Source organism: Haliscomenobacter sp. (genome assembly GCF_965225875.1).
GTDB lineage: Bacteria > Bacteroidota > Bacteroidia > Chitinophagales > Saprospiraceae > Haliscomenobacter.
The window spans coordinates 1,232,554-1,257,659 of the sequence record NZ_CBDDBS010000003.1; the positions used below are offsets into that span (position 1 = coordinate 1,232,554).

At 48.3% G+C, this 25,106-nt stretch carries 20 protein-coding genes; 16 read left to right on the forward strand and 4 right to left on the reverse strand.

Going from position 1 to position 25,106, the window contains the following annotated elements:
* Positions 1–40: 40 nt before the first annotated feature.
* Positions 41–868 carry a pirin family protein gene (locus tag ACO08K_RS25255; protein WP_421799264.1) on the reverse strand — a complete coding sequence of 276 codons (828 nt, stop codon included), beginning with the start codon at positions 866–868 and terminating at the stop codon, positions 41–43.
* 99 nt (positions 869–967) lie between these two features.
* Positions 968–1,318, reverse strand: coding sequence for a MarR family winged helix-turn-helix transcriptional regulator (locus ACO08K_RS25260; RefSeq protein WP_421799265.1), 351 nt, complete (start codon positions 1,316–1,318; stop codon positions 968–970).
* 272 nt (positions 1,319–1,590) lie between these two features.
* Between ACO08K_RS25260 and ACO08K_RS25265 the strand changes: the two genes are divergently transcribed.
* Together ACO08K_RS25265 and ACO08K_RS25270 are read left to right on the forward strand one after the other, a co-directional pair.
* Positions 1,591–2,022, forward strand: a complete 432-nt coding sequence (locus ACO08K_RS25265; RefSeq protein WP_421799266.1) for a GNAT family N-acetyltransferase — start codon at positions 1,591–1,593, stop codon at positions 2,020–2,022.
* 128 nt (positions 2,023–2,150) lie between these two features.
* Positions 2,151–3,698, forward strand: a complete 1,548-nt coding sequence (locus ACO08K_RS25270) for an alkaline phosphatase D family protein (RefSeq protein WP_421799267.1) — start codon at positions 2,151–2,153, stop codon at positions 3,696–3,698.
* Positions 3,699–3,868: 170 nt separating this feature from the next.
* On the opposite strand, the gene rlmF is transcribed toward ACO08K_RS25270, so the two are convergent.
* Both rlmF and ACO08K_RS25280 read right to left on the reverse strand, forming a co-directional pair.
* A complete protein-coding gene (gene rlmF / locus ACO08K_RS25275; RefSeq protein ID WP_421799268.1) occupies positions 3,869–5,413 on the reverse strand; it encodes a 23S rRNA (adenine(1618)-N(6))-methyltransferase RlmF in 1,545 nt (514 codons plus the stop codon).
* Positions 5,414–5,521: 108 nt separating this feature from the next.
* Positions 5,522–6,505: a DUF4249 family protein gene (locus ACO08K_RS25280; protein ID WP_421799269.1), complete on the reverse strand. Its 984-nt coding sequence runs from the start codon at positions 6,503–6,505 to the stop codon at positions 5,522–5,524.
* A 155-nt stretch (positions 6,506–6,660) separates the two neighbouring features.
* Between ACO08K_RS25280 and panB the strand changes: the two genes are divergently transcribed.
* From panB to ACO08K_RS25350, 14 genes are all read left to right on the forward strand, one after another.
* Entirely contained in the window at positions 6,661–7,476 is an 816-nt protein-coding gene (gene panB, locus ACO08K_RS25285; RefSeq protein WP_421799270.1) for a 3-methyl-2-oxobutanoate hydroxymethyltransferase, read from the forward strand.
* Between the two features lie 160 nt (positions 7,477–7,636).
* Positions 7,637–8,671: an endolytic transglycosylase MltG gene (gene mltG, locus ACO08K_RS25290; protein WP_421799271.1), complete on the forward strand. Its 1,035-nt coding sequence runs from the start codon at positions 7,637–7,639 to the stop codon at positions 8,669–8,671.
* Between the two features lie 259 nt (positions 8,672–8,930).
* Complete coding sequence (gene xrtK / locus ACO08K_RS25295) at positions 8,931–9,443, forward strand: exosortase K (RefSeq protein ID WP_421799272.1); 513 nt, start codon at positions 8,931–8,933, stop codon at positions 9,441–9,443.
* Positions 9,427–12,192: an MSEP-CTERM sorting domain-containing protein gene (locus tag ACO08K_RS25300; RefSeq protein WP_421799273.1), complete on the forward strand. Its 2,766-nt coding sequence runs from the start codon at positions 9,427–9,429 to the stop codon at positions 12,190–12,192. The genes xrtK and ACO08K_RS25300 overlap by 17 nt, the downstream gene beginning before the upstream one ends.
* Positions 12,193–12,387: 195 nt before the next feature.
* Positions 12,388–13,356: a VOC family protein gene (locus ACO08K_RS25305; protein ID WP_421799274.1), complete on the forward strand. Its 969-nt coding sequence runs from the start codon at positions 12,388–12,390 to the stop codon at positions 13,354–13,356.
* A gap of 118 nt (positions 13,357–13,474) precedes the next feature.
* Positions 13,475–14,587 (forward strand): alpha/beta hydrolase family protein, encoded by a 1,113-nt coding sequence (locus ACO08K_RS25310; RefSeq protein ID WP_421799275.1) that lies wholly within the window; start codon positions 13,475–13,477, stop codon positions 14,585–14,587.
* Positions 14,584–15,858 carry a histidinol dehydrogenase gene (gene hisD, locus ACO08K_RS25315; protein WP_421799276.1) on the forward strand — a complete coding sequence of 425 codons (1,275 nt, stop codon included), beginning with the start codon at positions 14,584–14,586 and terminating at the stop codon, positions 15,856–15,858. The genes ACO08K_RS25310 and hisD overlap by 4 nt, the downstream gene beginning before the upstream one ends.
* A gap of 116 nt (positions 15,859–15,974) precedes the next feature.
* Positions 15,975–16,733, forward strand: coding sequence for an SDR family NAD(P)-dependent oxidoreductase (locus ACO08K_RS25320; RefSeq protein WP_421799277.1), 759 nt, complete (start codon positions 15,975–15,977; stop codon positions 16,731–16,733).
* Positions 16,734–16,761: 28 nt separating this feature from the next.
* On the forward strand, positions 16,762–17,901 hold the full coding sequence (locus ACO08K_RS25325) for an FAD-dependent monooxygenase (protein ID WP_421799278.1): 1,140 nt from the start codon (positions 16,762–16,764) through the stop codon (positions 17,899–17,901).
* Between the two features lie 188 nt (positions 17,902–18,089).
* Complete coding sequence (locus tag ACO08K_RS25330; protein WP_421799279.1) at positions 18,090–19,004, forward strand: fumarylacetoacetate hydrolase family protein; 915 nt, start codon at positions 18,090–18,092, stop codon at positions 19,002–19,004.
* Between the two features lie 17 nt (positions 19,005–19,021).
* Entirely contained in the window at positions 19,022–19,936 is a 915-nt protein-coding gene (locus tag ACO08K_RS25335) for a helix-turn-helix domain-containing protein (RefSeq protein WP_421799280.1), read from the forward strand.
* Positions 19,937–20,092: 156 nt separating this feature from the next.
* A complete protein-coding gene (locus tag ACO08K_RS25340; protein WP_421799281.1) occupies positions 20,093–21,040 on the forward strand; it encodes a sugar phosphate isomerase/epimerase family protein in 948 nt (315 codons plus the stop codon).
* A 110-nt stretch (positions 21,041–21,150) separates the two neighbouring features.
* Positions 21,151–22,344, forward strand: coding sequence for an MFS transporter (locus tag ACO08K_RS25345; RefSeq protein ID WP_421799282.1), 1,194 nt, complete (start codon positions 21,151–21,153; stop codon positions 22,342–22,344).
* A gap of 138 nt (positions 22,345–22,482) precedes the next feature.
* Positions 22,483–25,083 carry a GH116 family glycosyl-hydrolase gene (locus tag ACO08K_RS25350; RefSeq protein ID WP_421799283.1) on the forward strand — a complete coding sequence of 867 codons (2,601 nt, stop codon included), beginning with the start codon at positions 22,483–22,485 and terminating at the stop codon, positions 25,081–25,083.
* The last annotated feature ends 23 nt before the right edge of the window (positions 25,084–25,106 follow it).

Below are 25,106 nucleotides of genomic sequence, written 5' to 3' on the forward strand. Positions count from 1 at the left end.
TCTGCACAACTCAGATCGGTCTCCCCATCAATCACCCGCCCTAATAAGGCCCCAGCCGTCCCATTTCCCCTCTAGAATAACGCCCCTTCGCCTCAACCATCTGCTCAGGCGTTGTCATCACAAAGGGGCCGCCATACACAATCGCTTCATTCAGGGGTGTACCAGTTCCGAACAAAAACTCAAAACCTTCCGGGCCTGCCTGCAGGGTCGCTTCATCACCTTCGGGGGAGTAATTGACCATCATTTGCGCTTTGAGGGTATCTTCGGAAGCCGCCTGTGCCGTCCCCTTCAGTCCGTATACAAAAGCCATGGCGGCTGCGGGCAGGGTGATCGATGTTTTGGGTGCTAAAAAAACGTGGAGGAGGTCCACCCTGGTGAGCACCTCGTTTTTTGCAGGTATACCTTCATATTGCCCCAGGATCACCCTTATCTGGGCCCCTGGCTGCTCCACTACGGGGATTTCCACGGCGTCAGCATGTTTGGCCAAAGGCTCAACAAAACGATCGGCCTTGGCATGATTGATCCAAATCTGAAAACCATGACATTCCACCCCGGGCACCTGAGGAAACTCATCATGGTGCATCCCACTTCCGGCCTGGGTGATGTGCACCGCACCTGGCCCAATGGTGCTAAAATCCCCCTTGCTATCGCGATTGATAAAACCGCCCTCACTATCGGGAAGCATGTACGTCAATACGGAGATACCTGCGTGGGGATGGGGACCAAAAACCGGTTTTTCCATCCGAAATTCGGTGATGACCAAAAAAGGCTCAATTGGGAATTGTCGAGCCATCATGTTCACGCCCCGGAGCCCGGGAAAATCTTGCGTAAAATTCAATTGGCTAAGTTCAATGATGTTTTTGTTCATTTTGTTAATGAGTTGAATGTTAAATACGCAACAAAATGTGCAAAAAAAACCTTAGGGTCGATAAAAAAATAAATGTCCATTTTGCCTCACTACTTACTGCTACCTCAGGTTTTCAATGCTGTGCTTTAGTACCTTCAGTACGATTGTTTTTTCTTCATCCGAAATCCCCCTCAGGGCATCCTCAATGGATTGTTTGGCACAAGTAGCGGTATCTTTTTCCAGAGCCTTTCCTTTTTCCGTCAAAAATATGTTGAATACCCGGCGGTCTTTGGGATCGTCCCGGCGTTCAACAATCCCATCTCTTTCCAGAATGTCCACAATTCTGGTCACGTTGGCCCGGTTGCGATTTGTACATATAGCCAATTCATTTTGGGATCGCCCATCTTTTTGCCAAAGGTGACTCAACACACTGAACTGTTCCGGGCTGATCGGCAGGTTTTTGGCTTTCATAAGTTTGGCCAAATGCCTCACCAAAGCAGTATGTGCAATTCCTAAAATTCGACCATATGAATGCTGAAATTGAAAATCCGACATACAAAACTGTTAAATAAAAAACCGTTAAATACGCAACAAATTTAAATGCTTTTTTTTAGAAACGCAAGTCAAAAAGAGTCGCCCCCAAAAAAACCATAAAATCCAGATTTAAAATCCCTAAAAGTCAATTAATCGTGGTAAGATAAGGAGAGAAGTTGTTCTTTTGTGTTCCATTCAACCTCCAAGCCATGCACCACATCCGCCAAGCCACGCCCTCCGACGCACCAGCAATTTCCGCTCTCCTCACCCAACTCGGCTACCCTGGCACCTCGGACTTTCTCCCTCAAAAACTGATCAAAATGCTCGAGCATCCTGATGAAATCTTGCTTGTTGCTGAAATGGAGGATCAAGTGATTGCCTTTATTTCTTTCCACATCATCCCCCAGATTGCCCTCCCTGGTGATTTTGCCCGCATCAGTTATTTTGCCGTTGATGCCCATGCCCGCAGCCTGGGTGTTGGGAAAGCGATGGAGGAGTATTGTGCGGCCCTGGCCCAGACCCGACAATGTGACCGCATTGAAGTACATTGCCATTCTCGCCGTACCGATGCACATCGTTTTTATTTTCGGCAGGGTTATGAAGAATCCCCAAAATATTTGATCAAAAAGCTGAGGGATTGAGGGCGCAGTACTGTAGTTTTATAGCAAAATCGAATGACGAATTTTTCGAGTGACGAATGACGAATTTGGGCTACCCGGTATTCGTCATTCGTCACTCGAAAAATTCGTCACTCAAAAACACTCAGGCCATGCCTAACCGTCGTCGATTCATCCAACAACTCAGTGTAGCAGCTGCTGCCGCTACAGTTCCTTCCTGGTTTTACATTCAGCGCAGTCCAGATTTGCGGCCACTGTTACCTGGCGGAGTCAGTGCCGGGGATGTGATCCAGGATCGGGCCTTGATTTGGTCGCGCAGCGATCGGCCTGCCCGCATGTGGATCGATTGGTCGACGACCGAAAGTTTTAAAAAATTCAATACCATTCAGGGGCCTGCAGCATTGCCAGAGTCTGATTTTACCAGCAAAATTGACTTGACCGGTTTGCCCACTGGTCAAGAGATTTTTTACCGAGTGCGTTACCAAAGTTTGGAAGACCTCAAACTCTGGAGCGAACCCAGTATTGGCCGATTACGCACGGCTCCCGGGAGCTTCCGCAATGTCCGTTTCCAATGGGGTGGCGATACCTGCGGGCAAGGTTGGGGCATCAACCCCGAACTGGGAGGCATGAAAATTTACAGCCAAATGGCCCAGCGTAACCCCGATTTTTTCATCCACAGTGGCGATACCATTTATGCCGATGGCCCCATCCAGGCCGAAGTCAAACTCCCTGATGGAAAAATTTGGAAGAATATTGTAACTGAGGAAAAATCAAAAGTGGCGGAAACCATGCAGGAGTTTCGAGGCAACTACCGCTACAATTTGCTGGATGAAAACCTGCGCAATTTCAACGCCAAAGTGCCCATCCTTTACCAATGGGACGACCACGAAGTACTCAACAACTGGTATCCCGAGGAAATCCACGACGACAAACGGTACAGCGAAAAAAACGTGGCCTTGCTGGCCGCCCGCGCCAAACGGGCCTTTTTGGAATACAATCCCATTCGTAGCAATGGCGAGGACCCCGAACGCATTTACCGCCGGGTGTCTTATGGCCCACTCTTGGATGTATTCATGATTGACATGCGCTCTTACCGTGCCGCCAATGGCCCCAACAAACAAACCCAGGCTGGGCCAGATACCGCCTTTCTGGGTCGTCAACAAATCCAGTGGCTCAAGGAAGGGCTGCTTGCCTCAAAAGCGACCTGGAAAGTGATCGCCTCCGATATGCCCCTGGGCTTGATTGTGTATGACGATTATGCGACCAAGGGTACTTTTGAAAATGGGGCCAATGGCAATGGGCCTGCCCTGGGAAGGGAGCTGGAAACGGCGGATTTGTTGCGTTTCATGCTCCACAACGAGATCAAAAATGTGGTTTGGCTGACCGCCGATGTGCATTATTGTGCGGCGCATTATTACGATCCGGCCAAGGCGCAGTTCAAGGAGTTTCGGCCTTTTTACGAGTTTGTGGCGGGGCCGCTGAATGCGGGCACTTTTGGCCCGGGCGAGTTGGACAATACTTTTGGTCCGCAGGTACTTTTCCAAAAAGCGCCTCCAACTGGGCAGGGCAACCTTTCTCCACTGGCAGGCCTGCAGTTTTTTGGAGAAGTGAACATCGATGCAGAGACGGCGGAGATGAAAGTGGCCTTGTGGGACAATCTGGGCCAGCGTTTGTTTGAGCAGAAGATTGTGGCTCAGTGAGCCAAAGTTTAACAGCAATTAGGTTGTCCAGTTGCAACCTTTTTATCACCACAAAGAAAAAAGAGGCCACAAAGGACACAAAGAAAAGCGTTGTCAACGTCCAACTTTGTGTCCTTTGTGTCCTCTTTTTTAACCTTTGTGGTTATAAAATGTCCCTTTGGTGGTATTCTTTAGTTCGTCTTCCAACGTTCCGCCCGCCACTCTTCCTGCTGCGCCTTATTCATAAAAGTCCAGGCCAAAATCCGGCTGGATTTATTGCCTTGCCCCATCTGAATGACTTTGATGTCGCTGACGCCAATTTTTTGCAAAGTTTTATAAGCGCTCTTGAGGTGAGACTGTTTCAACACCAAACTTGAGAACCAATAAACCGAAGTGCGGAATTGCTGGCTTTGTTTAACCATCAGCTGCAAAAAGGCTTCCTCGCCCCCTTCATAACTCAGTTCATTGCTGAGAATGCCCGTGAGTGGGCTGAGTTGGGCGTTCTTTTTGCTCTTGGGTGCAGCTTCTTTCGCCGGAGCAGTTTCCACGGCAGCACCCATGTGGTAAGGAGGGTTACAAATGCACAAGTCGAATTTTTCATCCGCTTGAACAATCCCCTGGAAAAGGTCTTTCACATTGTTTTGCACCCGCAATTCGACAAATTCTTGCAAAAAGGCATTGCCTTCCAAGATCTGCTTGGCTGACTCAATGGCGACTGGATCAACCTCCGAGCCCACAAAAGACCAACCGTAAGCCTCGGCACCAATGATGGGAAACACCAAACTGGCACCTACTCCAATATCCAGGCAACGGATGTTTTTGCCCAGTGGAATAGAGTCGTGGTTGGTGCCCAACAAAGTGGCAATGTGGTGAATGTAATCTGCCCGCAAAGGCACCGCAGGGCACTGGTAACCAGCAGGAATGTCCCAGGTTTCAATGCCATAATACTGCTTGAGCAGGGCTTTATTGAGCAATTTGACCGCCTCCAGATTGTTAAAATCAATGGATTGGTCATTGTGCATGTTCATTTTGATGAAAGGCTCCAACTCTGGGCAGGCCTCGGTCAACAGTTTCAGGTCGTAACGATCCTTGTGAGGGTTACGGGGGTGAAACTTAGGGATGTCCTTGGTGTTGTCCTTTTCTTTGGGCTTGTCTTTGGCACGGCCCTGATGGGGTATGCTGGATTGAACCTTGGCGTTGGGTTTGGCCTTGGGTTTGCCACGATCTTCCCACTTGCGTTCGGGGCGGTCGTTGTATTTGCGTTCGGGGCGATCATTGGATCTCCATTCGGAACGGTCTTCTGATTTCCCTTTGGAGAAGTCGCCAGATTTGCGCTCGGGGCGGTCCCCAGATTTTCCCTTTGAATAATCGCCCGATTTGCGCTCGGGTCCATCACCCGTTCTCTTTTTGGGATACTCGCCTGATTTTCCTTTAGGATATTCACTGGATCTCCGTTCAGGATTATCTCCTGTTCTCTTTTTAGGATATTCGCCTGATTTTCTTTCTGGTCCGTCGCCAGATTTCTTTTTGGGGTATTCTCCTGATTTGCGTTCAGAACGTTCTCCATCTGGGCCTTTGGAAAATTTCTTGCCCTTATTGTCTGAGCCTCCAGCAGATTTTCCGCCTGAAAATTCACCAGGCTTGCGCTTGGGAGGGCCGCTGCTTTTCTTTTTGGGCTTCCCCTCTGACTTCCCCTTCGATTTCCCTTTGAAATCGTCTTCGTTTATCTTTGACATAAAACCTTTTTCGATTTGTAGGGGCACAAGGTAATACTAAAAGCCGACACTATTGGTTTTTTATTCAGAATCAATATTTTCTGCAAAACAAAGAGCTTGGTTGAGCCTTTATTGAAAACCCAAAAACTTGGTGAATTTCCCCAAACGCAGGGAATCACTGGAAGGGCCACTCAATTGTAAACCTGTACGCAACAAGCCCGAGCGAGAGGAGAAGACCCCTACCCCATCCGTAACATTCGTGTATTTGGCACTGGCCTGTGAGCTGGTAATGCCTAGATTTGCCCGGCTAATGCGTACAAAATCAGCCATTTCTTTGCCTCCAGCAGTAATCAGCACGTCAAAACCGTCAAAAATACGGCGGCGACTTACACTGCCATCGATATTGCTGGCCAGGAATTTGTAAAATTGTTCTCCAGTGATGGTGTAAGCTACCCGCAGGTCCTCGTCGGTGCGCTCCAGGTCCTTCACCACTGGCCATTCCAAAGTTTTGTCAACAAAAGTATTGGCAGAAGTCGACTCGCGATAGTGAATCCGTAAGCGCAAATCGAACAAGCGAGCTGTAGTTGGCGCATTCCAGGCAAAAGTGATGCTGCGGTTGTAATCCACCATAGTGACTGGGCTAGCTGGTCGATCCAGGGATTGTAAATCACTCAAAACCGTGGTTTGGGCGCTAGCTGGCGCAAGTCCTTCGCCCGGGGTGACGGTCACTTTTAAGGTCTCTCCACCTTTTAAGTTAAGTTGGTTGGCTTTGATTTTATACAAGTAGTTGGGTGCTTTGGCAAATGGGCCTTCCTCGCGGACGTAGCCCTCCAAATTTCCATCCACGCGGGTGAGCACAAATTTTTGAGTGGTACCCACTTTTTCCAACTCCACTTTGGCATTGGGAAAATAAAGGTTATTGGGATCAAGGGCCAATTGAGTAGCATCGGCACCTCCTGTCAAAAACGAGCGTTCCACCCGGATGTAATGAGCGGTATCCTGTTTATTAATGAATGAATATACTACTGGTAAGGACTCAAAATCTCCTTCCAGGTCAAAATCGGTGGTACAAGCCACACAACAAAGCAACAACAATGCCCATACAATGCGCATAAAGTCTAGCATTTTTTCGTTCAATTGGAGTTTGTTTTGATGCCTCAAAAGTAACAAAACTATTCATGCCTTGTCTAGGAAAAGCAATGATGGCTTTTTGTCAGACAAACTTGATTATTTTTTATCTTTGCGCCTCAAATTTTCAACGATTTATCATGTCCGTCAACAAAGAGGTTAAACGCATCACGACCCACGTGTTGCAGGCGATGAAAGCTAAGGGAGAAAAAATTGCCATGCTGACCGCATACGATTTTTCCCTGGCAGGAATCATCGATGCCGGAGGGATCGACATTATCCTGGTTGGCGACTCTGCCTCCAATGTCATTCATGGGCATGAAACCACCTTGCCGATTACCTTAGATCAAATGATCGATCACGCTTCAGCGGTGGTACGCGCAGTCAGTCGCGCTTTGGTTGTGGTGGATTTGCCATTTGGCACCTATCAGGGCAATTCCAAATTGGCACTGGAATCTTCCATCCGCATCATGAAAGAATCTGGTGCCCACGCCGTAAAAATGGAAGGTGGCGCTGAAGTGGCGGAATCCATAAAGAGAATTCTAAGTGCAGGTATCCCGGTAATGGGCCACCTCGGGCTGATTCCTCAGTCCATTTACAAGTTTGGCACTTACGCCGTACGCGCCAAGGAGGAAGCGGAAGCCACCCGTTTGGAAGCGGATGCCAAATTGTTGGAAGAACTGGGCTGTTTTGGCATTGTGCTCGAAAAAATCCCGGCTCATTTGGCCAAAAAGGTCAGTGAAAGCCTCTACATTCCCACGATTGGTATTGGTGCTGGCCAACATTGTGATGGGCAGGTACTGGTCACCCACGATATGTTAGGCATCAACAAAGAATTTTCCCCACGTTTTTTACGCCGCTACGCCGATTTGTTCGACGTGATCAAAGGAGCAGTGGAGCATTACGTCAAGGACGTGAAAGCCCGCGAATTTCCTAATGATCAAGAACAATATTAGGAGTAGTTGGGGAGTTGAGGCGTTGAGAAGTTGAGGCTACCGCGAGCGACTCAGACAAGGACTATGTCAACGCCGCTCGCGGCAGCCTCAACTTCTCAACTTCTCAACTCCTCAACTGAATTCACCCACTTTTTGAAACCCAAAAGTTCATTTACATTCTATGAAAATCCAGGTCCGCACACTGTTGATTGTGCTGTTGTTGTTGCTGGTTGGCGCATATGCTGGCTACCGCATCATTTTGGGAGGTTCGGAAGTACCTTCCAGCATCGGAAAAGACTTTCACGTTCAAATTCCCCACAATGCTACTTTTGATGAAGTGGTCGCCTTGCTCAAAAAAGAAGGTGTGGTCAGAAAAGAAGGTGTATTTAGGCAAGTAGCCGAACGTATGGCTTACAAGCAAGATCCCATGCGCAGTGGGCGCTACAAAATTGAACCCGGTTGGACGGTCATCCACCTGATCCGGCATTTGCGCAGTGGGGAGCAAGCTCCAGTGAAAGTAATCCTTACCACCGAACGAACCCTGGAAGAGGTAGCGGAAAAAGTATCCCGTTTTATTGAACCCGATGCCAAAACCCTGGAGGCGCTTTTTTTCAACGAAGCTTACCTAAATAAAATCGGCTACACCAAAGACAACCTCATGTCGATTTTCATCCCCAATACCTACGAGGTGTACTGGAACCTGACTCCTGAAGAATTTATGGAGCGCATGATCTTGGAACACAAACGTTTTTGGGGTCAAAATGACCGCCTCGCCAAAGCCAAGGCAATGAACATGACTCCTGAAGAAGTATACACGCTTGCCTCAATTGTGGAAAAGGAAACCCTCAAGGAAGAAGAAAAACCCACCATAGCAGGGACCTACCTCAATCGACTCAAAATCGGCATGCGTTTGCAGGCGGATCCAACGGTGGTTTTCGCCACCCGCGACTTTACTACCAAACGGGTTACCAACTACCATACCAGTTTTGAATCTCCTTTCAATACCTATATGAATGCGGGTTTGCCGCCAGGCCCCATCACCATGACTTCCATTTCCAGCATCGACGCGGTGTTGAACCACGATAAACACAACTACACCTATTTTTGTGCGATTGGGGATGGATCGGGTTTGCATGCTTTTGCGGAGGACTATGATCAGCACTTGGTCAATGTGCGGACTTATGTAAGAAACCTGGAAGCTAGAGGCCTGCGCTAGGCTCTAATTTTTTTATAATTTCTACTTATGGCATCGCTAAGGTGCCTCTTTGGTACCTTTGGTTTCTAAGGTGGTGAAAAAGAAAAAAATATTTCACCACCTTAGAAACCAAAGACACTGAAGGAATCACCTCAGGAAAGGTATTTCAAAATCTTCCCTAAATTCTAACTAAAAATAAGTCGGTTGTTTCTGCGGCATATTTGAAAAAATACTTGCATTGTAAAAAGTTTAGGTTTAACTTTGAATTACAAAGTACTTTATGAAATCGAGACAAGCCTTAATCTTCACGCTACTTGCCATCAGCCCCGCCTTGCTCTTCAAGTGGTTGCAACGCGATTGGAGCAGCGATGAATTGCGCTTTTTGCTCTATCCGGTGCAATGGCTCGTTGCTGTTTTTACTGGCCAATCCAGCGTATACCTGGCTGGCGAAGGTTACAAATTCAGTGGCTTCATCATCGAAAAATCCTGCGCGGGAGTCAATTTTTTGGTCATTTGCTGGTGTACTTTGGCTTATTTGAGCATTCAAAACCAGCATCAGCAGTCAATCAAAATCAAAGCCTTGTTGTGGAGTATTCCGCTCAGCTACAGCTTGTGTATTCTGGCCAATACTTTCCGTATTCTAAGCGCTCTGGTTTTACAACGTTTGCCTGGAGTGCATGGCCCCAATGTACACGAAGCATTAGGCGTAGTGGTTTACCTTTCCATTTTATTGTTGGCCACTGCTCTTTTTCATCACTTTTTAAATTTTTCCAAAAATGCAAAATTGGCGTAGCCCCTGGTGGATTTTGGTGAGTGGTGTATTTCCAGTTGGTGCCTTGTTGGCCCTTGCAACGCAGATTTTTTACATCATTGCACCACAGCTGGATGGAGAAAGTAAAACTGCCTGGTATATCTTGGGTATAAGTTTAAGCCTATTGGGTTTGGGGCAGTTGGGCTATTACCTTTTTTTGCATTTCAATCGAGCGAAGAGTAATTTGTATTACCATATCGCTGTTTACATCCTGTTTTTTTGCTGGTTATTGGGTTACCTACTCAATGGCGAAACCCTTATTCCCAACGATATCCCGACCTGGATGCTCAGCGACGAAGCCCGCTTCTATCCTATCGGTTTCCTGATGCCCAACATGGCCTTTTCCATGTACAGCATCATTGCGTTTTTAACCAATTTTGAAATAGATCCCAAACCGCTGCACAACCTGTTTGGGGCCTTCAGTGTAGCATTGATTTCCTACATCGGGCTCAATGTAATGATCATTAGCGGCATCCCTGAACGGTATTTTCCACATATTGCCATCCTGGGTTTGTTCTCCATGTCGACCCTCTTCTTTTTCTTTTTGGGCCGCAGTATTTACATTTTTGGCCACCGTCCCTGGTCGGCCTGGTCACAATGGGATGTGCTGATTAAGGGAATTTTGGGAATCGCCTTTCCCATCTGGGGTTTGATGTTGAACAACAGCCAAATTGGCTACCTTCCCGAGCATGTGTTTGGCAATTTTTCCAGCCCCTGGTTTTATGCATTGGCAGTGGTGAATGGGGTATTGTTCACCCTTCCCAATTACCCTCATCCCCTTTATCGACTGGTTCTTTTTCTCTTGCGCAGTCTATTTTTCCCCTACATCCTTTATTTTGCTTTGGTTTTTTTGCCGTTTTTACCCTTGGCAATCCCGGCCATTCTGGCCATTGGAACTGGTTTTTTGATGCTGACTCCGGTTATATTGCTCGTTTTACAATCAGCGACCTGGATTAAAGACTTACAGTTCCTGCAAAATCATTACCCAAAGTTCGGCATGATCATGAGCGCGGTACTGGGTGCTTGCTTGCTCCCGAGCTTTTTGTATTTCTCAGCCGTTCAGGATCGGAAAGCCTTGCATCAGGCGCTTGACTACGTCTATGCCCCTGATTTTGACAATCCCAGCACTTTTAAAATCGCCGATGCCAGATTGGCTAGAGTTTTTGCCGCCATTCAACAAAACAAACGCCGCCGTTCTATGGACATTGGCGGCAACAGTACCCCTTACCTCTCCCATTTTTACAACAGCATGGTACTGGATAACCTGACCCTTTCCGACCGCAAGTTGAACAAACTCGAAGCGATCTTTTTGGGCAAAGACCTACAATTTTTCCCCGAAACCATTCAGCGCAATTCCATTCCCCAAATCAAAACGGCACAGGTCGAGTCCAAGTGGAATGAAATTGACCAATCCTGGACCAGCACCCTACACCTTGAACTGGAAAACCCGAGTAGGAATCTGGAAGAATACCGCACCCTCTTCTCTTTGCCCGACGGCGCACTCATCCAGGATTATTACCTCTATATTGGGAAAGAAAAAGTGAAAGGTGAACTGGCCGAGAAAAAAACGGCTACCTGGATTTATGAGCAAATCCGCAACAATACCAGAAGAGACCCGGGGTTGTTGAGTTATCTGGATGCCAAAACTTTGTCTTTGAGGGTCTATCCTTTCCAGGCCAAGGAAGTCCGTAAAACCGGGTTTACCGTCATCCACAAAGAGGCCTTTCAATTGACTTTGGATCAAAACCACGAATTGACTTTTGGTGAACTCCCCAGAAATCAAAACCTAACAGCCCCCATCATCATCGGCAATGGACAAGTGGCTTATATTCCCATGGCCCTGTGTAAAACCTTACCCAAGGTCAAATTAATGCCTCATTATCATTTCATTGTGGATTGCTCCGCCAAAAGCAAGAAGCACATCAATGCGCAGATTGCCGACCTGGAAAATTTGATTCGGGAGCGAAAACTGCCAAAAGAAACCCTTCATTTCCACTTGGCCAACCGCGATGTGAATACCCTCACTCAAAATGAAAACTGGCAAGCGGCCATCCGCAATGAGGCCAAAGTAGGCGGCTTTTTTGCCGAAAGGGCTTTTGAAAAGATACTGTATTCCTATACCGATCAGCCTTTGAAGCATTATCCTGTAATGGTGCTGGTAACGGAAAACTTACCCATTCTGCCTGAATTCACACCCCGTATGGCTCATTTCGTATACAATGGCTTGCAGTACTATCATTTGGGGCATAAGGCTTTAGAGGAAACTGATTTTTGGGGAAACTCGGCGCCAAGCGGTGCAGAACCACAAGCCATTGACGCAGTAGCTTACCCCAATGCACAGCAGCCTTTGGCTTATTTGTCCACGCAACAATTGGTCCACCTTCCCAAAAACCAAGCTGCTTCGAGCCTCAAAAAAGGAAGCTGGGAATCCGCTGCACTACTCCAGGCAGAATGGCGACACTTGGAAGCCCATCCTGAATTAGGTGAAACAACCTGGCAAAATTTGATCAAAAAAAGTTTTAACACAGGCCTGCTTACCCCCGAAACTGCTTATTTGGTTTTGGAAAATGAATCCCAGCGGCGCTTGTTGAGGATGAAACAGAAACAAGTGTTGCAGGGGAAAAAAGCCTTTGATGTAGGTGAAGAGCCAGTGCGGATGTCAGAGCCAGGGTTTTGGGTGTTATTGGGCTTGATGTTATTGATTGTTTATTGGAGGAAAATGCGGGTTTAATTCATTGCTCTTATTTTTCATTTAAAATCTGGCTTTACAATTGAAATTGCCCTAAAAACCCATAACAAAACCAGCAAAAAAACACCTGTGGATTGATTTTGCACAGGAATAACCCATATTTGCCTACCCAATATCCTATCACTAAGCCTACTTTTGTCGAAATTTAATTCCCTAAATTTCAACTCTGGCAACAAGATGGCTCGAAATCCGCATTACTTTTCTCAATTGGCGCATATAGAAGTACTGAGCACCGATTTGGAGGCTTCTGTACGTTTTTTCACAGAAATAGCCGGCATGGACGAAACCGGCCGCGAAGACAACTCCGTTTACCTCCGCGCCTGGGGCGATTATTTTCACCACTCCCTCAAACTGACTCAAAGTGATCGTCCGGGGATGGGCCATCTGGGCTGGCGGGCCGACAGCCCCGAAGCACTGGAAGACGTGGTTCAGTACCTCGAAAGCATTGGAGCAGGCATTGGCTGGCATGAAGGTGACCTGGGCCATGGCAAAGCCTACCGCTTCAAATCCCCTGATGGTCATCTCCACGAAGTATTTTGGGATGTAGTATGGCTGCGGGAAGAAGGCAAAAGAGGAAGTGTATTTGCAGATCGTTACGCCAGCAATCGCCGCATTGGTGTCAATCCCCGGCGTTTTGACCACATCACTTACAACACCAGCAATTATTCGGCCGAAAAGGCATTCTGGAAAGGTTTGGGCTTGCGCAACCCTGATGAAGTGCGCATTACGGATGAAATTCCGCCAGTAGGTGGACTTTGGACCACCGGAAACCTTTCCCACGATATTGCCATCTTTACCGATCCGAGTCTGAAACCTGGAGAGGCCGCCTTAAATCACGTTGCCTATAATTTTGACAGTCGCGAAGAGGTTCTGCTAGCTTGCGACTGGATCATTGAAAATGGCTATAAACTCGCCATGGGTGCGCCTACTCGTCACAAAGCTGACGAAGGTTTTTTCATCTACGTCGATGAGCCCGGCGGCAATCGTTTCGAATTCTACGCAGGCGCCCGCCTGATTTTCGCCCCTGACCACGGGCCAGATATCCACTACCTGAAAGACAATCCAAACGACGCATGGGGCAATACCAACCCCTGGGCCGGCGGCGATGGTTCTTTCAAAAAGGAGCACGCATCACACAAACATTAATTTAGGGTTGAGAAGTTGAGGAGTTGAGGCTGCCGCGAGCGACTTAGACAAGGACTATGTCAACGCCGCTCGCGGTAGCCTCAACGCCTCAACTCCTCAACTCCTCAACTCCTCAACCATGTGGCACTATTTTCCCAACCAATACATGCCCTCCTATCAGCTGAACCGGGCCCTGAGTCAAGCCCATTACGGCGGCGGGGAATTTGCGGAATGCCTGGAGGCAGCGGCTGAAATCACCCCTGGTGACAACGAGAGTTTTCACCAGGCCTGGTCCAAAATTGGCAATAAAATATACGCGGAAGGCGAAACTGCTGCCCAAAATGGCAATCGCGCCACCGCCCGGCGGGCCTACCTTCGCGCCTTCAATTACCTGCGCACTTCCGAATTTTTTCTCAAGCCAGCAGATGCCCGCAAATTGCCGACTTACAACAAATGTATCGATGCCTTTCGCAAGGCCATTCCCTTGATGGACAATCAGCCCTTGCAGCTTAAAGTGCCTTTTGAGGGGTCTTATATGCCGGGCTATTTGTTTAAACCTGCAGGAGTAACCAATCCACCCATGATGATCATGTTTGGGGGTTTGGACAGCCTGGCTGAAGAGCTATATTTCGGGCCAGCCAACTGGCTCAATGAACGGGGAGTTGCTCTAATGGTGCTCGATGGCCCCGGTCAAGGCGAAAGCCTGCGCATCAACCACGTTCACTCGCGTTACGACTACAATGTGCCTGCCACTGCTGCTTATGAATGGGCCATAGCCAATTTGCAAACTGAAATTGATACCCAGAGCATTGGGGTAATGGCAGTGAGCATGGGAGGTTATATGGCGGCTCGTTCAGCAGCTTTTGAGCCACGTTTCAAAATCTGCGCCATCTGGGGAGCAGTTTGGTCCTATTACGACATTTGGAAGAACCGTCCGGACAACCACCCGCTGGCCGAAATTGTGATGCACATCGTTGGTGCCGATAACATGGCCGACGCCCGCGAACGCCTCAAAAATTTCACATTAGAAGGCGTGGCAGAAAAAATCTCCATGCCCACCTACATTTTGCACGGGGAAGATGATCGGCAGAATTTTGTCGAAAACGCCTACAAAACCTACGAGGCGTTGACCTGTGAAAAATACCTGGAAATAGTCCCGAAGGAAAGCAGTGGTTCCGCCCATTGCCAAGTCGACAATTTCACCAAAGTGTTCAACCTTTACGATTGGATTGCCAAAAAACTGCACGAATGATCCATCAACTCAAAAAAGGCATTACTTACGCAGAAAGCCAGGATGCCGATGCAAAGGTACGAGCTACTGTGGAAAGCATGTTAAAGGCGGTGGCTGAAGGGGGCGATGCAGCTGTGCGGGAGTACTCGGCCAATCTTGACAAATGGTCGCCCGTAAGTTTTCGCCTGTCACCCGCTGAAATTACCAACATCATCGAAGGCTTACCCAAACAAGTGATTGATGACATCATTTTTGCACAAGCTCAAATCCGCAATTTTGCCCAACATCAACTGGCTGCACTCAAAGACATTGAGGTAGAAACCTTGCCCGGGGTGTTCCTGGGCCACAAAAACATCCCTGTAAACAGTGTGGGTTGTTACATCCCCGGTGGGCGTTACCCGATGGTTGCCTCAGCGCACATGAGTGTGTTGACAGCCAAGGTGGCAGGTGTCAAACGAGTGATTGCCTGCACACCTCCGATCAATGGAGCCATTCCAGCAGCTACTGTAGCCGCTATGCACATGGCTGGTGCGGATGAAATCTACTTGCTCGGCGGTGTGCAAGCAGTGGCCATGATGGCCCTCGGAACGGAAACCGTGCGAAGTGTAGACATGTTGGTCGGCCCCGGCAATGCGTATGTAGCGGAAGCCAAACGGCAGCTTTACGGAAAAGTGGGAATCGACCTTTTTGCCGGCCCAACCGAAACCCTCATTATCGCCGACGATACCTGCGATGTGGAAACCTGTGCAACCGACTTGCTAGGACAAGCGGAACATGGACCAACCTCCCCTGCCATTTTGCTCACGACCAGCAAAAGTATTGCCGAAGGCATCGAAGCTGAAATCGAGCGCCAATTGACGGTATTACCTACCGCGGATGTGGCTGGGGTGGCCTGGCGCGATTATGGCCAAGTTATTCTGGTGGATACGGTAGATGAATTGGTACAAGAGGCCGACCGGATCGCTAGCGAACACGTTCAGGTAATGACCGAAAACCCAAGGTATTTCCTGGAAAAAATGACAAATTACGGTGGTTTGTTCCTGGGGGAAAAGACCAACGTGGCATATGGGGACAAGGTCATCGGCACCAACCATACCCTGCCAACCCGGGAAGCGGCGAAGTACACTGGTGGACTTTGGGTAGGCAAATTTTTAAAAACCTGCACCTACCAGGAGATCCGCACTCCGGAGGCCAGTGCAATGATTGGGGAATATTGCTCAAGGCTGTGTGCGATTGAGAATTTTGCCGGGCATCAGGCTCAGGCGGATTTGCGGGTGCGCAAGTACAAGTAAACTTCTAAGGTGTGACTTAGGTGCCTTAGGTTTCTTTGGTGGTGAAGAACATTTTTTCACCACCTAAGAAACCTAAGGCACTTAAGAATCACCTCAGGAATAAGTGTTTTGTTCAAATGGATTTAACCGGAAAAATTGCGTTGGTTACGGGTGGTGCAGGCGGCATCGGCTCCGCTATTTGCCACAAATTGGCGGCAAATGGGGCCCAAGTCATTGTCACCTACAACAGCAATGCGGCCAAAGCCGAAGCCTTGCTGCAAAGCCTACCGGGCCAGGGCCATTCCTGTTTCCATGCCCCAAATACGGATGCTTCCAAATTGGCCGAGATGGCCCATTTGATCCAGGAAAAATGCGGCAAATTGGACATATTGGTCAACAACGCAGGCATCACAACTCCCGTTCCTCATGCCGATTTGGATGGGCTGAGCGACGAATGGATTGACCGCATTTTTCACACCAATTTGCGTGGTTCTTTTGCCATGATCCGGGTTTGTAAAAACCTTTTGTTGGAGGCAGCAAAAGAAAGCAATTCGCCCAGTTTGGTGGTGAATATCTCCTCCGTTGCCGCCGTCACGGGCATCGGCAGCAATGTAGCTTATTGTGCTTCCAAAGCGGCCATCGACAGCATGACTCGCTCTTTGGGCCGGGCCTTGGCGCCACAAATTCGGGTGGTTTCGGTTTCCCCAGGCTGGGTGCTCGGCGAATACACCCAAAACATTGATCCAACGTATTTGAAAAAGCAAGAAGAACTTACTCCACTAAACCGATTAGCCAATCCTGAAGACGTCGCCAATGCCATTTATGCCTTGGCGACCACTCTTACCTTTACCACTGGTTCAATCATTCCGGTGGATGGGGGCAGGGTACTTGGGTGATCGGTTCAAGTGTTCAAAATTTAAACCTATGTCAGCAGCAAAAAAAATACTCATCGTTGGAGGCGGAATTGGTGGACTTTCCGCAGGCATCGCCTTGCGCCGGGCCGGCATCGAGGCAGAAATTGTTGAATTGCAGTCGGAGTTCAATGTATACGGCGTAGGCATCATCCAACAGGCCAACGCCTTGCGCGCACTTGACGCTCTGGGAGTAGCCGATGAAGCCATGCGCCGGGGCTCACCGTATGGCAAAGTCAAAATGTGTGCGCCGCATGGTTTCCAATTTGGGGAAACAGGCACGCCACCCATTGGTCGATTCCCCAGCCACAATGGTATTTCCCGGAAAATTTTGCACGATGTACTCTATGAAGCTGCGCAGGAAAATGGCGTGGTATTCCGCATGGGCATCACCGTTGAACACATCGACAATCAGCCTGATCGGGTTGTGGTTCAATTCACTGATGGCAGTTCCTGCACTTACGATCTGCTGATCGGTGCCGACGGGGTCAATTCCAAAGTGCGGAATTTGATTTTCGGGCAATTTACCCCCAAGTACATCAACGCCTCGGTATGGCGTTATGCCTTCCCACGTCCAGCAGGCCTGGAAACTGGTTACATGTATTTTGGCAAAAAAACCAAACTGGGTTTGATCCCAATGACGGCGGATACCATTTACATGTTTGTGGTTTCTTCGGAAGGTGAAGACAACCCCTTCATTCCTGAAGAAGAATTGGTGCCTCGTTTAAAAGCCTATTTGGAAGAATACAGTGCTCCCTTTGTACAAGAGGTTTTGCCTCAAATTACCGATCCCAAAGGGGTCATTTACCGTCCATTGGAAACCCTGATGACTCCGGCACCCTGGTACAAAGATCGGGTTGTTTTGATTGGAGATTCTGCCCATGCCACCATTCCTCAATTGGGTTCTGGAGCGGCGTTGGCTATTGAAGATGCAGTGGTATTGGCGGAATTGTTGCAAAAAGAAAGCGCCATGTCCAGCGTTTTGGAGCAATACATGGAGCGACGCTACGAGCGTTGCAAATTGGTGGTGGATGTATCCAATACCCTCTCCGAATGGGAACAAATGGAATGGAAGGGTATCCCGCTGCCGGAGGGAGCCAACATAGGGGCACTGATGGGTAAAACCTTGATGACTTTGACGCAACCGATTTGATTGACCTGAGAAATAATCACATACGGCTACACCCGCCCTACTTAAGTGCCTCTTAGGTGTCTTTGGTTTCTTAGGTGGTGAAAAAAAGAAGAAACCTGCGAAGCAGGGAAATTTCACCACCTAAGAAACCAAAGACACCTAAGAGGCACTTAAGGGAAAGCTGGATTTAGCACATTCCCTACAATCACATGAAACTGGTAACTTTCAAAAATAAAAGCGGGGAAGCCCGCAGCGGCTGGCTCAGTGGTGACGGAGTCGTTGACATGCAATTGGCCGACGCTCAATTGCCCACCGACATGCTCAGCTTTATTGACGAGCACGAGCGTTTTTTCGCCTTGATTGAGGAAAAAGGTTTGAAGAACCTGGCGGCCCATTACTCCTTGTCTGAAGTTCAACTCCTCGCGCCCCTACCCAATCCCCGCAGTTTTCGGGATTACATCGGTTTTGAGCAGCACATGCTGAATGCCTCCAAAACCTTTGGCCACACAGTAGGTGAAGCCTGGTACGAAATGCCCATTTTTTACTTCACCAATCACCACGCCATTTACGGCCCCAATGACGACATCAAACGCCCGGCCAAAGAAACCCGCATGGACATAGAGTTGGAAATGGCGGTGATCATGGGCAAAAAAGGCAAAAACATTAGCGCTGCCGAAGCCAATGACTACATCTTTGGGTACACTGTTTTTAACGACTGGACCGCTCGGGCCATCCAACGCCGGGAAATGGAAGTGCCGCTTGGCCCGCACAAGGGTAAGGATTTTGCCAACGCCATTGGTCCATGTATTGTAACCAAAGACGAAATGGAGCAATACCGAATAGAAAACGACCGCTTCGATTTGGCCATGACTGCCCGCATCAACGGAGCAAGCATCTGCGAAGGCAATTACCAAACCGTGTATTGGACCTTCCCACAAATGATCGAACGTGCATCTGAAAATGATGTAACTTTAATGCCGGGCGAAATCCTGGGCTCTGGCACCGTAGGTTGGGGTAGTTTGATTGAGAACAACTTTTCCGTGCATCGCCCCCTCGAACCCGGGGACGTGGTAGAATTGGAAATCCAGGGAATTGGAATTTTGCGCAACCAAGTAGTGGGGTAAAATAAGTGCTCTAAACCATGGTCAACAAAAACAAAGAGTGGCAAGCGACTTTATTGGATCCAACAGCATTGGGTAAATTCCTGAGTCCTGAGCCGGGTTGGGAACAACAAATCCTCACCCCCTTGCACCCTTGGTTCCAAATCAACCCCATTGAGGTCTTTCGGCCTTACCTCAAGTTCCCTTTGGCCCCACACCGCAAAACGGTATACGACTTTTTATTCCTCACCGCCGGAAGCACCACTCGCAACAAGGGCATCGACAACTACACCCTTGGTCCCAACAGTTTTTTCTTTTTGCCCGCTTATCAAATTCTGACCAGCGAGGCCATGAGTGAAGATGTAAGGGGGTATTATTGCCATTTTGACCCGGAGATTTTTAATAAAAAATTCATCCAGAGCGATTTGTTCAACGAGTTCAACTTTTTGAAATACAATGGGCACCCGGTAGTGACGATCAGTGATGAAGCGGTGCCCAAAGTTGAATACCTGCTGAATCGCCTGGTTGAGGAATACCGCACCGGGCGCAAGGAATCGCTGGATTTGATTCGCTCCTACCTGCTTACCCTGTTTTATGAGTTGCGGCGCTTTAGCCAACATGCAGATGTTAGTTCCAACGACTCTGCTGCACAACTCACCCAGCGCTACAAAGAGGCCTTGCCACAGCAGGTCTACACTTTTCAAAAAGTATCTGATTTTGCCAAGTATTTAAACGTATCACCAAACTACCTCAATCGCTGTGTCCAACGCACCATGGGCAAGTCTGCCCACGATTTATTGAATGAAACCATGCTGCTGGAGTCCAAGGCACTGCTTAAACAATCTGCACTCAGTATCAGTGAAATTGCTTACAAAGTGGGCAAAAAAGACCCCAGCGATTTCAGCCGTTTTTTTAAAGCCCAAACGGGAATGACCCCCAAGGAGTACCGGGAATAAATCTATAGGTTTTCCTGACGGCAACGTATAAATTTTAAGTTTCATACAATTCAATTTTTCTGCCGGATAGCGGGGAGATGGGCGATTGCTCCTCTCTTTTTTATTCTTGGGAAAAAGGCTACTTTGTTGTGTATTCTAAGTTAAAAACAATTGCGTATGAAACACACCTCTTTTCACATTTCCCTAATTGGAAAAAGCATTCTGCAGCTGCTGCTTTTTTTGGCTTTATCCGTAAATCTGCTCGCACAAAACAAGGGCTTTACAAACCTCAAAATTGAGTCAGTGCAGGTGGTTCCAATCGAATCCAAAGCCACAGCAGATGCAGATTTGACTCAAATCTGGAAGCTGGGCGTATGCTTATATACCTTTAGTAATTTTTCATTTCCAGACCAGCTCGCTAAAGTAGATAGCGCTGGATTGACTTACGTGGAAGGCTATACTTTTGGCAAAGCTGGAGTAGAATTGAAGGATTCCATGATCATGAGTTTATCCCCATTTGGCATTGAAAAATTAAATGCATTGATCAAACGACATGGGCTCATCATGGAATCCATCTATGTCGTTGGGGGCAATACAGTAGCAAAATGGAAAAAAGACTTTGAACTGGCCAAACAACTCAAGGTTAAATACGTAACCGCCGAACCCGCTGTCCATCAGTTGGATATGGTCGATAGCCTGGCGGGTATTTATGGCATAAAAGTGGCCATCCACAACCATTGGAAGGGCAACAGCGCATATTGGCATCCTGATTCGGTATTGCTGGCTTTGAAAAACCATCCGAATTTTGCGGCTTGCCCCGATCTCGGTCACTGGCCAAAAAGTGGCATCAATCCAGTGGAGGGTTTAAAAAAACTGGAAGGTCGGATCATTGCCATTCACCTGAAAGACATTGCCGAATACAATAACCCTAAACTCACCGATGTCCCAGTGGGTACTGGAGTGATCAATTTTCCTACCGTTTTTGAGGAGCTAAAAAGGCAAAAATTCAAAGGCCACATCATGATTGAACGGGATACAAAAGAGAAACCGAGCAATCTGGCTTCGGTCATTCAAACTGTAAACTATTACCGGGAAACTTTGAAGTTGCCTACTCCAAAAAAATAGAGCTAAGCCACTCAGGATTGATTCTGCACAGGTTTGGTAGCAAAATGTCTACCCTATCGGCATGAAGCTGAGTATTTTGAGAACCAATCAGTTCCTAAAATTTCACCTACATGCAGATTTACAAACACTCGGATTATCGATCCATCCTTACTTTGTCCTTCGGCTTCATGCTACTCAACCTAGACAGGTGGATCATTGCTCCTCTTTTCCCCGTTATCCAAAAAGATTTGGGATTCAATTACCAGGATTTAGGTGCTGTGGTGGGTGTAACTGCCCTAGCCTGGGGCCTGGTTTCGCTCATTTTTGGCGGATTGTCGGATAAATTAGGCCGCCGAAAAATATTGATTCCGACCTTGGCTGCCTTGTCCATTTTTTCCGGCATCACCGGTTTGGCTTCGGGTTTGGGCACCATGCTGCTGCTCAGAGGGGTGTTGGGCATTTTTGAAGGCGCATACGTTCCAACAGCATTTGCAGCCGTCAAAGATGCTTCGGTTCCCCATCGGGTAGGTTTCAACATGGGTTTGTTGGGCGCAGGCAGTGGGTTGGCTACGGCGATTGCCCCCATTTTGGCAACCCAACTCTTGTCTGCCGTTCCTTCCTGGCACTGGGTTTTCGTGTGGGTATCCATTCCTGGATTGATCGTGACTTTTTTGTTGTATCGTTTCATCAAGGATCAGCCCCAGGTTGAAAACCTCCCAACCAAAAACATCAACATCAAAGCCGTTTTTAAATACCGCAACATCAAAGTTGGAACCATGGTCATGTGTGGGGTGATGGCGGCCATTTTTGTGCTGACCGCGATGATGCCCAATTATTTGACCGATTACCTGCATTTAAGCCTGCAACAAATGGGCTTTGTGGCTTCAGCCATTGGGATCGGTGGCTTCTTGGGTATTCCCTTGGTCAATGGCTTGTCGGATCGTTTGGGGCGAAAGCCCGTGATTATTGGGGCCCTGGTGGCTGCGGCTCTGGCGATTGTCATTTTATCCAATATCGGTGCCAATCCCCTCGCGCTGTTTGTTATCCTGTTTTTCGCCAGCGCTTTTATTCTGGGCAGCCTGGTCATGTTGGACGGCCCCATTGCTACCGAGACGGTTCCACCTTCGATGATCAGTGCGGCATCGGGGTTGATCATTGGGATTGGAGAAATTTTTGGGGGTGGCGTGGCTCCGGTGATTTCGGGGATAGTGGCAGAAAAATTCGGGATTGAGCAGGTGCTGATGGTCGCGCTGGTTGGGATACTGTTTGCGATTGGCTGTGCTTTCTTTTTGGTGGAAACGGCACCGGAGAAGCAAGGTGATTAAGCGTAATCCAAGGTGAATCCTTTGGTTAATTAGGTTTCTTAGGTGGTGAATGCTTCTTTTTCACCACCTAAGCAATGGTCGTAAAAAATCAGTGAGTCTTTTTAACTTTACAGAGACCATTCATACCTAAGCTACATCATGAATCAGACCTATCACCAAGTACTCCTGTTTTGCCTCTTCAGCCTGTGGTCCACTGGTAATATCCGGGGCCAGTCCAATCCATGGCCCGTGCTCAAACATTATGACGAACAACATTTGTTGAACGTCGCCCTTCCCTTGGGGGGCATTGGCACAGGCACCGTTTCCCTAGGTGGCCGTGGAGAATTGCGCGATTGGGAGATCATGAACAAACCTGGCAAAGGTTTTAGCACCCTTACCGATGGCAATCAGGCTCCGTTTTTTGCGGTGTACGTTCGCCCAGAAGGCAAAGCCCCGATGACCAAAGCTCTGCTTGGGCCACTACACCCCAGTGAATACCAGCATTACGAAGGCCGGCCAGTCAATCACCACGGCATGCCCCGCTTCAAATCTGCATCTTTTGACGCTGCTTATCCCTTTGGGCAAGTGAATCTCAAAGACGACAAATTGCCCATCCAAGTCAAAATCAAAGGTTTCAACCCGCTGATACCCGGCGATGCCGCAGCCAGTAGCATCCCCATGGCTGTTCTACGATATGAGGTACAAAATACCGGAAAAGTGCCAATTGAAGTGGCCGTATGTGGCACCATGCGCAACTTCATCGGCATTGATGGGAGTAAACAAGGCAAAAACTGGAAAGGCGACCTCACTTACACTGGAGCCAAGTCCAATCAAAATGAATACCGCCAAAGCCCACAGGTGCGTGGCATTTATATGTACAGTAATGAAGTTGACCCACAGGACCCCGCCTGGGGAAGTATAGCCCTCACCACCCCCGAGCAGGATGGCATATCCTGGCGGCGCTCTTCTACCCCCAATGACTGGGAAAATTCCATTCTTGATTTTTGGGATGATTTTAGCGCTGACGGAGCATTAACAGATAAAGACAAGTTGGTAGACGACAATCCCATGGCCTCTCTGGCTGTCAAAAAACAGATTCCCGCTGGTGGGAGCATCAGTTTTACATTTTATCTGAGTTGGCATTTTCCCAATCGACTCGATTGGAACAATGCCTGGAGTTTTGGTTACCGGGGTAAGGTGATTGGCAATCATTATACCAACAAATACAAAGATGCCTGGGATGTAGTGGAGAAAGAAACTCCTCGTTTGCCCAAGCTGGAGGAGAAAACCCGGGCTTTTGTCCAGGCTTTTTTAGAAAGCGATTTGCCCGAAGTGGTGAAGGAGGCAGCTTTATTCAATCTCTCTACCTTGCGTTCTCAAACCGTGTTCCGCCTACCTTCTGGCCACCTGATGGGCTGGGAAGGAATAATGAATGAAGCCGGTTCCTGTTATGGCAATTGTACCCACGTCTGGAACTACGAAACCGCCACAGCCTTCCTGTACGGCGACCTGGCCAGGTCGATGCGGGAGGTTGAGTTGGTATACGGCACCAAAGACAATGGCAAGATGATGAACCGGGTCAGTCTGCCCCTTGAAGCCAACCTCAACATTGACCACGTAGCCGCAGCTGACGGGCAAATGGGTTCCATCATGCGCTTTTACCGGGAATGGCAACTTTCTGGCGATCTGGAATGGCTAAAAAAACACTGGCCCAAGGTCAAAAAAGCCATGAGTTATGCCTGGATTCCGGGTGGTTGGGACGCCAATCAGGATGGGGTACAGGAAGGCCGCCAGCACAACACCATGGACGTTGACTACTTTGGCCCCAATCCCCAAATGCAATTCTGGTATTTTGGTGCCCTCAAAGCTAGTGCTGCTATGGCCCGGGCGATGAATGAGCCGCAGTTTGCTGCGCAATGTGAACAGATCTGGGCCAAAGGCAACAAATGGGTAGATGAAAACCTCTTCAACGGTGAATATTACGAGCACAAAATCACCGACCCTAAAACCTTCCAATTCCTCAACACCAGCGACCCGAAAACGGAAATACCTACCTTTCAATTGGGCCAAGGCTGTTTGGTGGATCAATTGGCTGGGCAATACATGGCCCACGTTTGTGGCCTGGGTTATCTGGCCAAAAAAGAGAACATCCAGACCACCCTGCGCAGCATTATGAAGTACAATTACGTGGAAGGTTTTAATGAAATATTCAACAATATGAGGTCCTATGTGATGGATCAGGAAGCGGGCTTGATCATGGCGAGTTGGCCCAAAGGACGGCTCAAAGTACCCTTTCCCTATTTTGCAGAGTCCATGTCTGGCTTTGAATATTGCGCTGCCATAGGTATGCTTTACGAGGGCATGCAAGAGCCTGGGTTGAAATGTATCCAAAGCATCCGTGACCGTTTTGACGGGCAAAAACGCAACCCTTTTGACGAACCAGAATGTGGGCACCACTACGCCAGGGCGATGGCCAGTTGGTCAGCAGTGTTGGCATTGACGGGTTTCCACTATTCAGGCATCGATAAATCCTTGCAACTGAGTCAAAAGCAAGGACATTTTTTTTGGTCAAATGGTTACAGTTGGGGAACGTATCGGGTGCAAAAAACGGGTGATGTCGTCGAGTTTCGCATGAGTGTCTTAAATGGAAATTTGGCTTTGAATAAAATTACCCTGGAAGGTTTGCCGCCACACGACTTCAAAAAAACGCTCCTGCTCGGGGAGGATGGGCAAGTGGTCATTGATTTTAAGGGGAAGTAGGCGTTTAAATTTTTTTTCAGCAA

Bases quoted from the DNA above. Each gene is read 5' to 3' on its own strand.
- ACO08K_RS25300 (WP_421799273.1), top strand. From the start codon at position 9,427: ATGCAAAATTGGCGTAGCCCCTGGTGGATTTTGGTGAGTGGTGTATTT.
- ACO08K_RS25320 (WP_421799277.1), top strand. From the start codon at position 15,975: ATGGATTTAACCGGAAAAATTGCGTTGGTTACGGGTGGTGCAGGCGGC.
- ACO08K_RS25270 (WP_421799267.1), top strand. From the start codon at position 2,151: ATGCCTAACCGTCGTCGATTCATCCAACAACTCAGTGTAGCAGCTGCT.
- panB (WP_421799270.1), top strand. From the start codon at position 6,661: ATGTCCGTCAACAAAGAGGTTAAACGCATCACGACCCACGTGTTGCAG.
- ACO08K_RS25280 (WP_421799269.1), bottom strand. From the start codon at position 6,505: ATGCGCATTGTATGGGCATTGTTGTTGCTTTGTTGTGTGGCTTGTACC.
- rlmF (WP_421799268.1), bottom strand. From the start codon at position 5,413: ATGTCAAAGATAAACGAAGACGATTTCAAAGGGAAATCGAAGGGGAAG.
- ACO08K_RS25255 (WP_421799264.1), bottom strand. From the start codon at position 868: ATGAACAAAAACATCATTGAACTTAGCCAATTGAATTTTACGCAAGAT.
- mltG (WP_421799271.1), top strand. From the start codon at position 7,637: ATGAAAATCCAGGTCCGCACACTGTTGATTGTGCTGTTGTTGTTGCTG.
- ACO08K_RS25265 (WP_421799266.1), top strand. From the start codon at position 1,591: ATGCACCACATCCGCCAAGCCACGCCCTCCGACGCACCAGCAATTTCC.
- ACO08K_RS25305 (WP_421799274.1), top strand. From the start codon at position 12,388: ATGGCTCGAAATCCGCATTACTTTTCTCAATTGGCGCATATAGAAGTA.
- ACO08K_RS25345 (WP_421799282.1), top strand. From the start codon at position 21,151: ATGCAGATTTACAAACACTCGGATTATCGATCCATCCTTACTTTGTCC.
- xrtK (WP_421799272.1), top strand. From the start codon at position 8,931: ATGAAATCGAGACAAGCCTTAATCTTCACGCTACTTGCCATCAGCCCC.
- hisD (WP_421799276.1), top strand. From the start codon at position 14,584: ATGATCCATCAACTCAAAAAAGGCATTACTTACGCAGAAAGCCAGGAT.
- ACO08K_RS25350 (WP_421799283.1), top strand. From the start codon at position 22,483: ATGAATCAGACCTATCACCAAGTACTCCTGTTTTGCCTCTTCAGCCTG.
- ACO08K_RS25340 (WP_421799281.1), top strand. From the start codon at position 20,093: ATGAAACACACCTCTTTTCACATTTCCCTAATTGGAAAAAGCATTCTG.
- ACO08K_RS25335 (WP_421799280.1), top strand. From the start codon at position 19,022: ATGGTCAACAAAAACAAAGAGTGGCAAGCGACTTTATTGGATCCAACA.
- ACO08K_RS25260 (WP_421799265.1), bottom strand. From the start codon at position 1,318: ATGAAAGCCAAAAACCTGCCGATCAGCCCGGAACAGTTCAGTGTGTTG.
- ACO08K_RS25330 (WP_421799279.1), top strand. From the start codon at position 18,090: ATGAAACTGGTAACTTTCAAAAATAAAAGCGGGGAAGCCCGCAGCGGC.
- ACO08K_RS25310 (WP_421799275.1), top strand. From the start codon at position 13,475: ATGTGGCACTATTTTCCCAACCAATACATGCCCTCCTATCAGCTGAAC.
- ACO08K_RS25325 (WP_421799278.1), top strand. From the start codon at position 16,762: ATGTCAGCAGCAAAAAAAATACTCATCGTTGGAGGCGGAATTGGTGGA.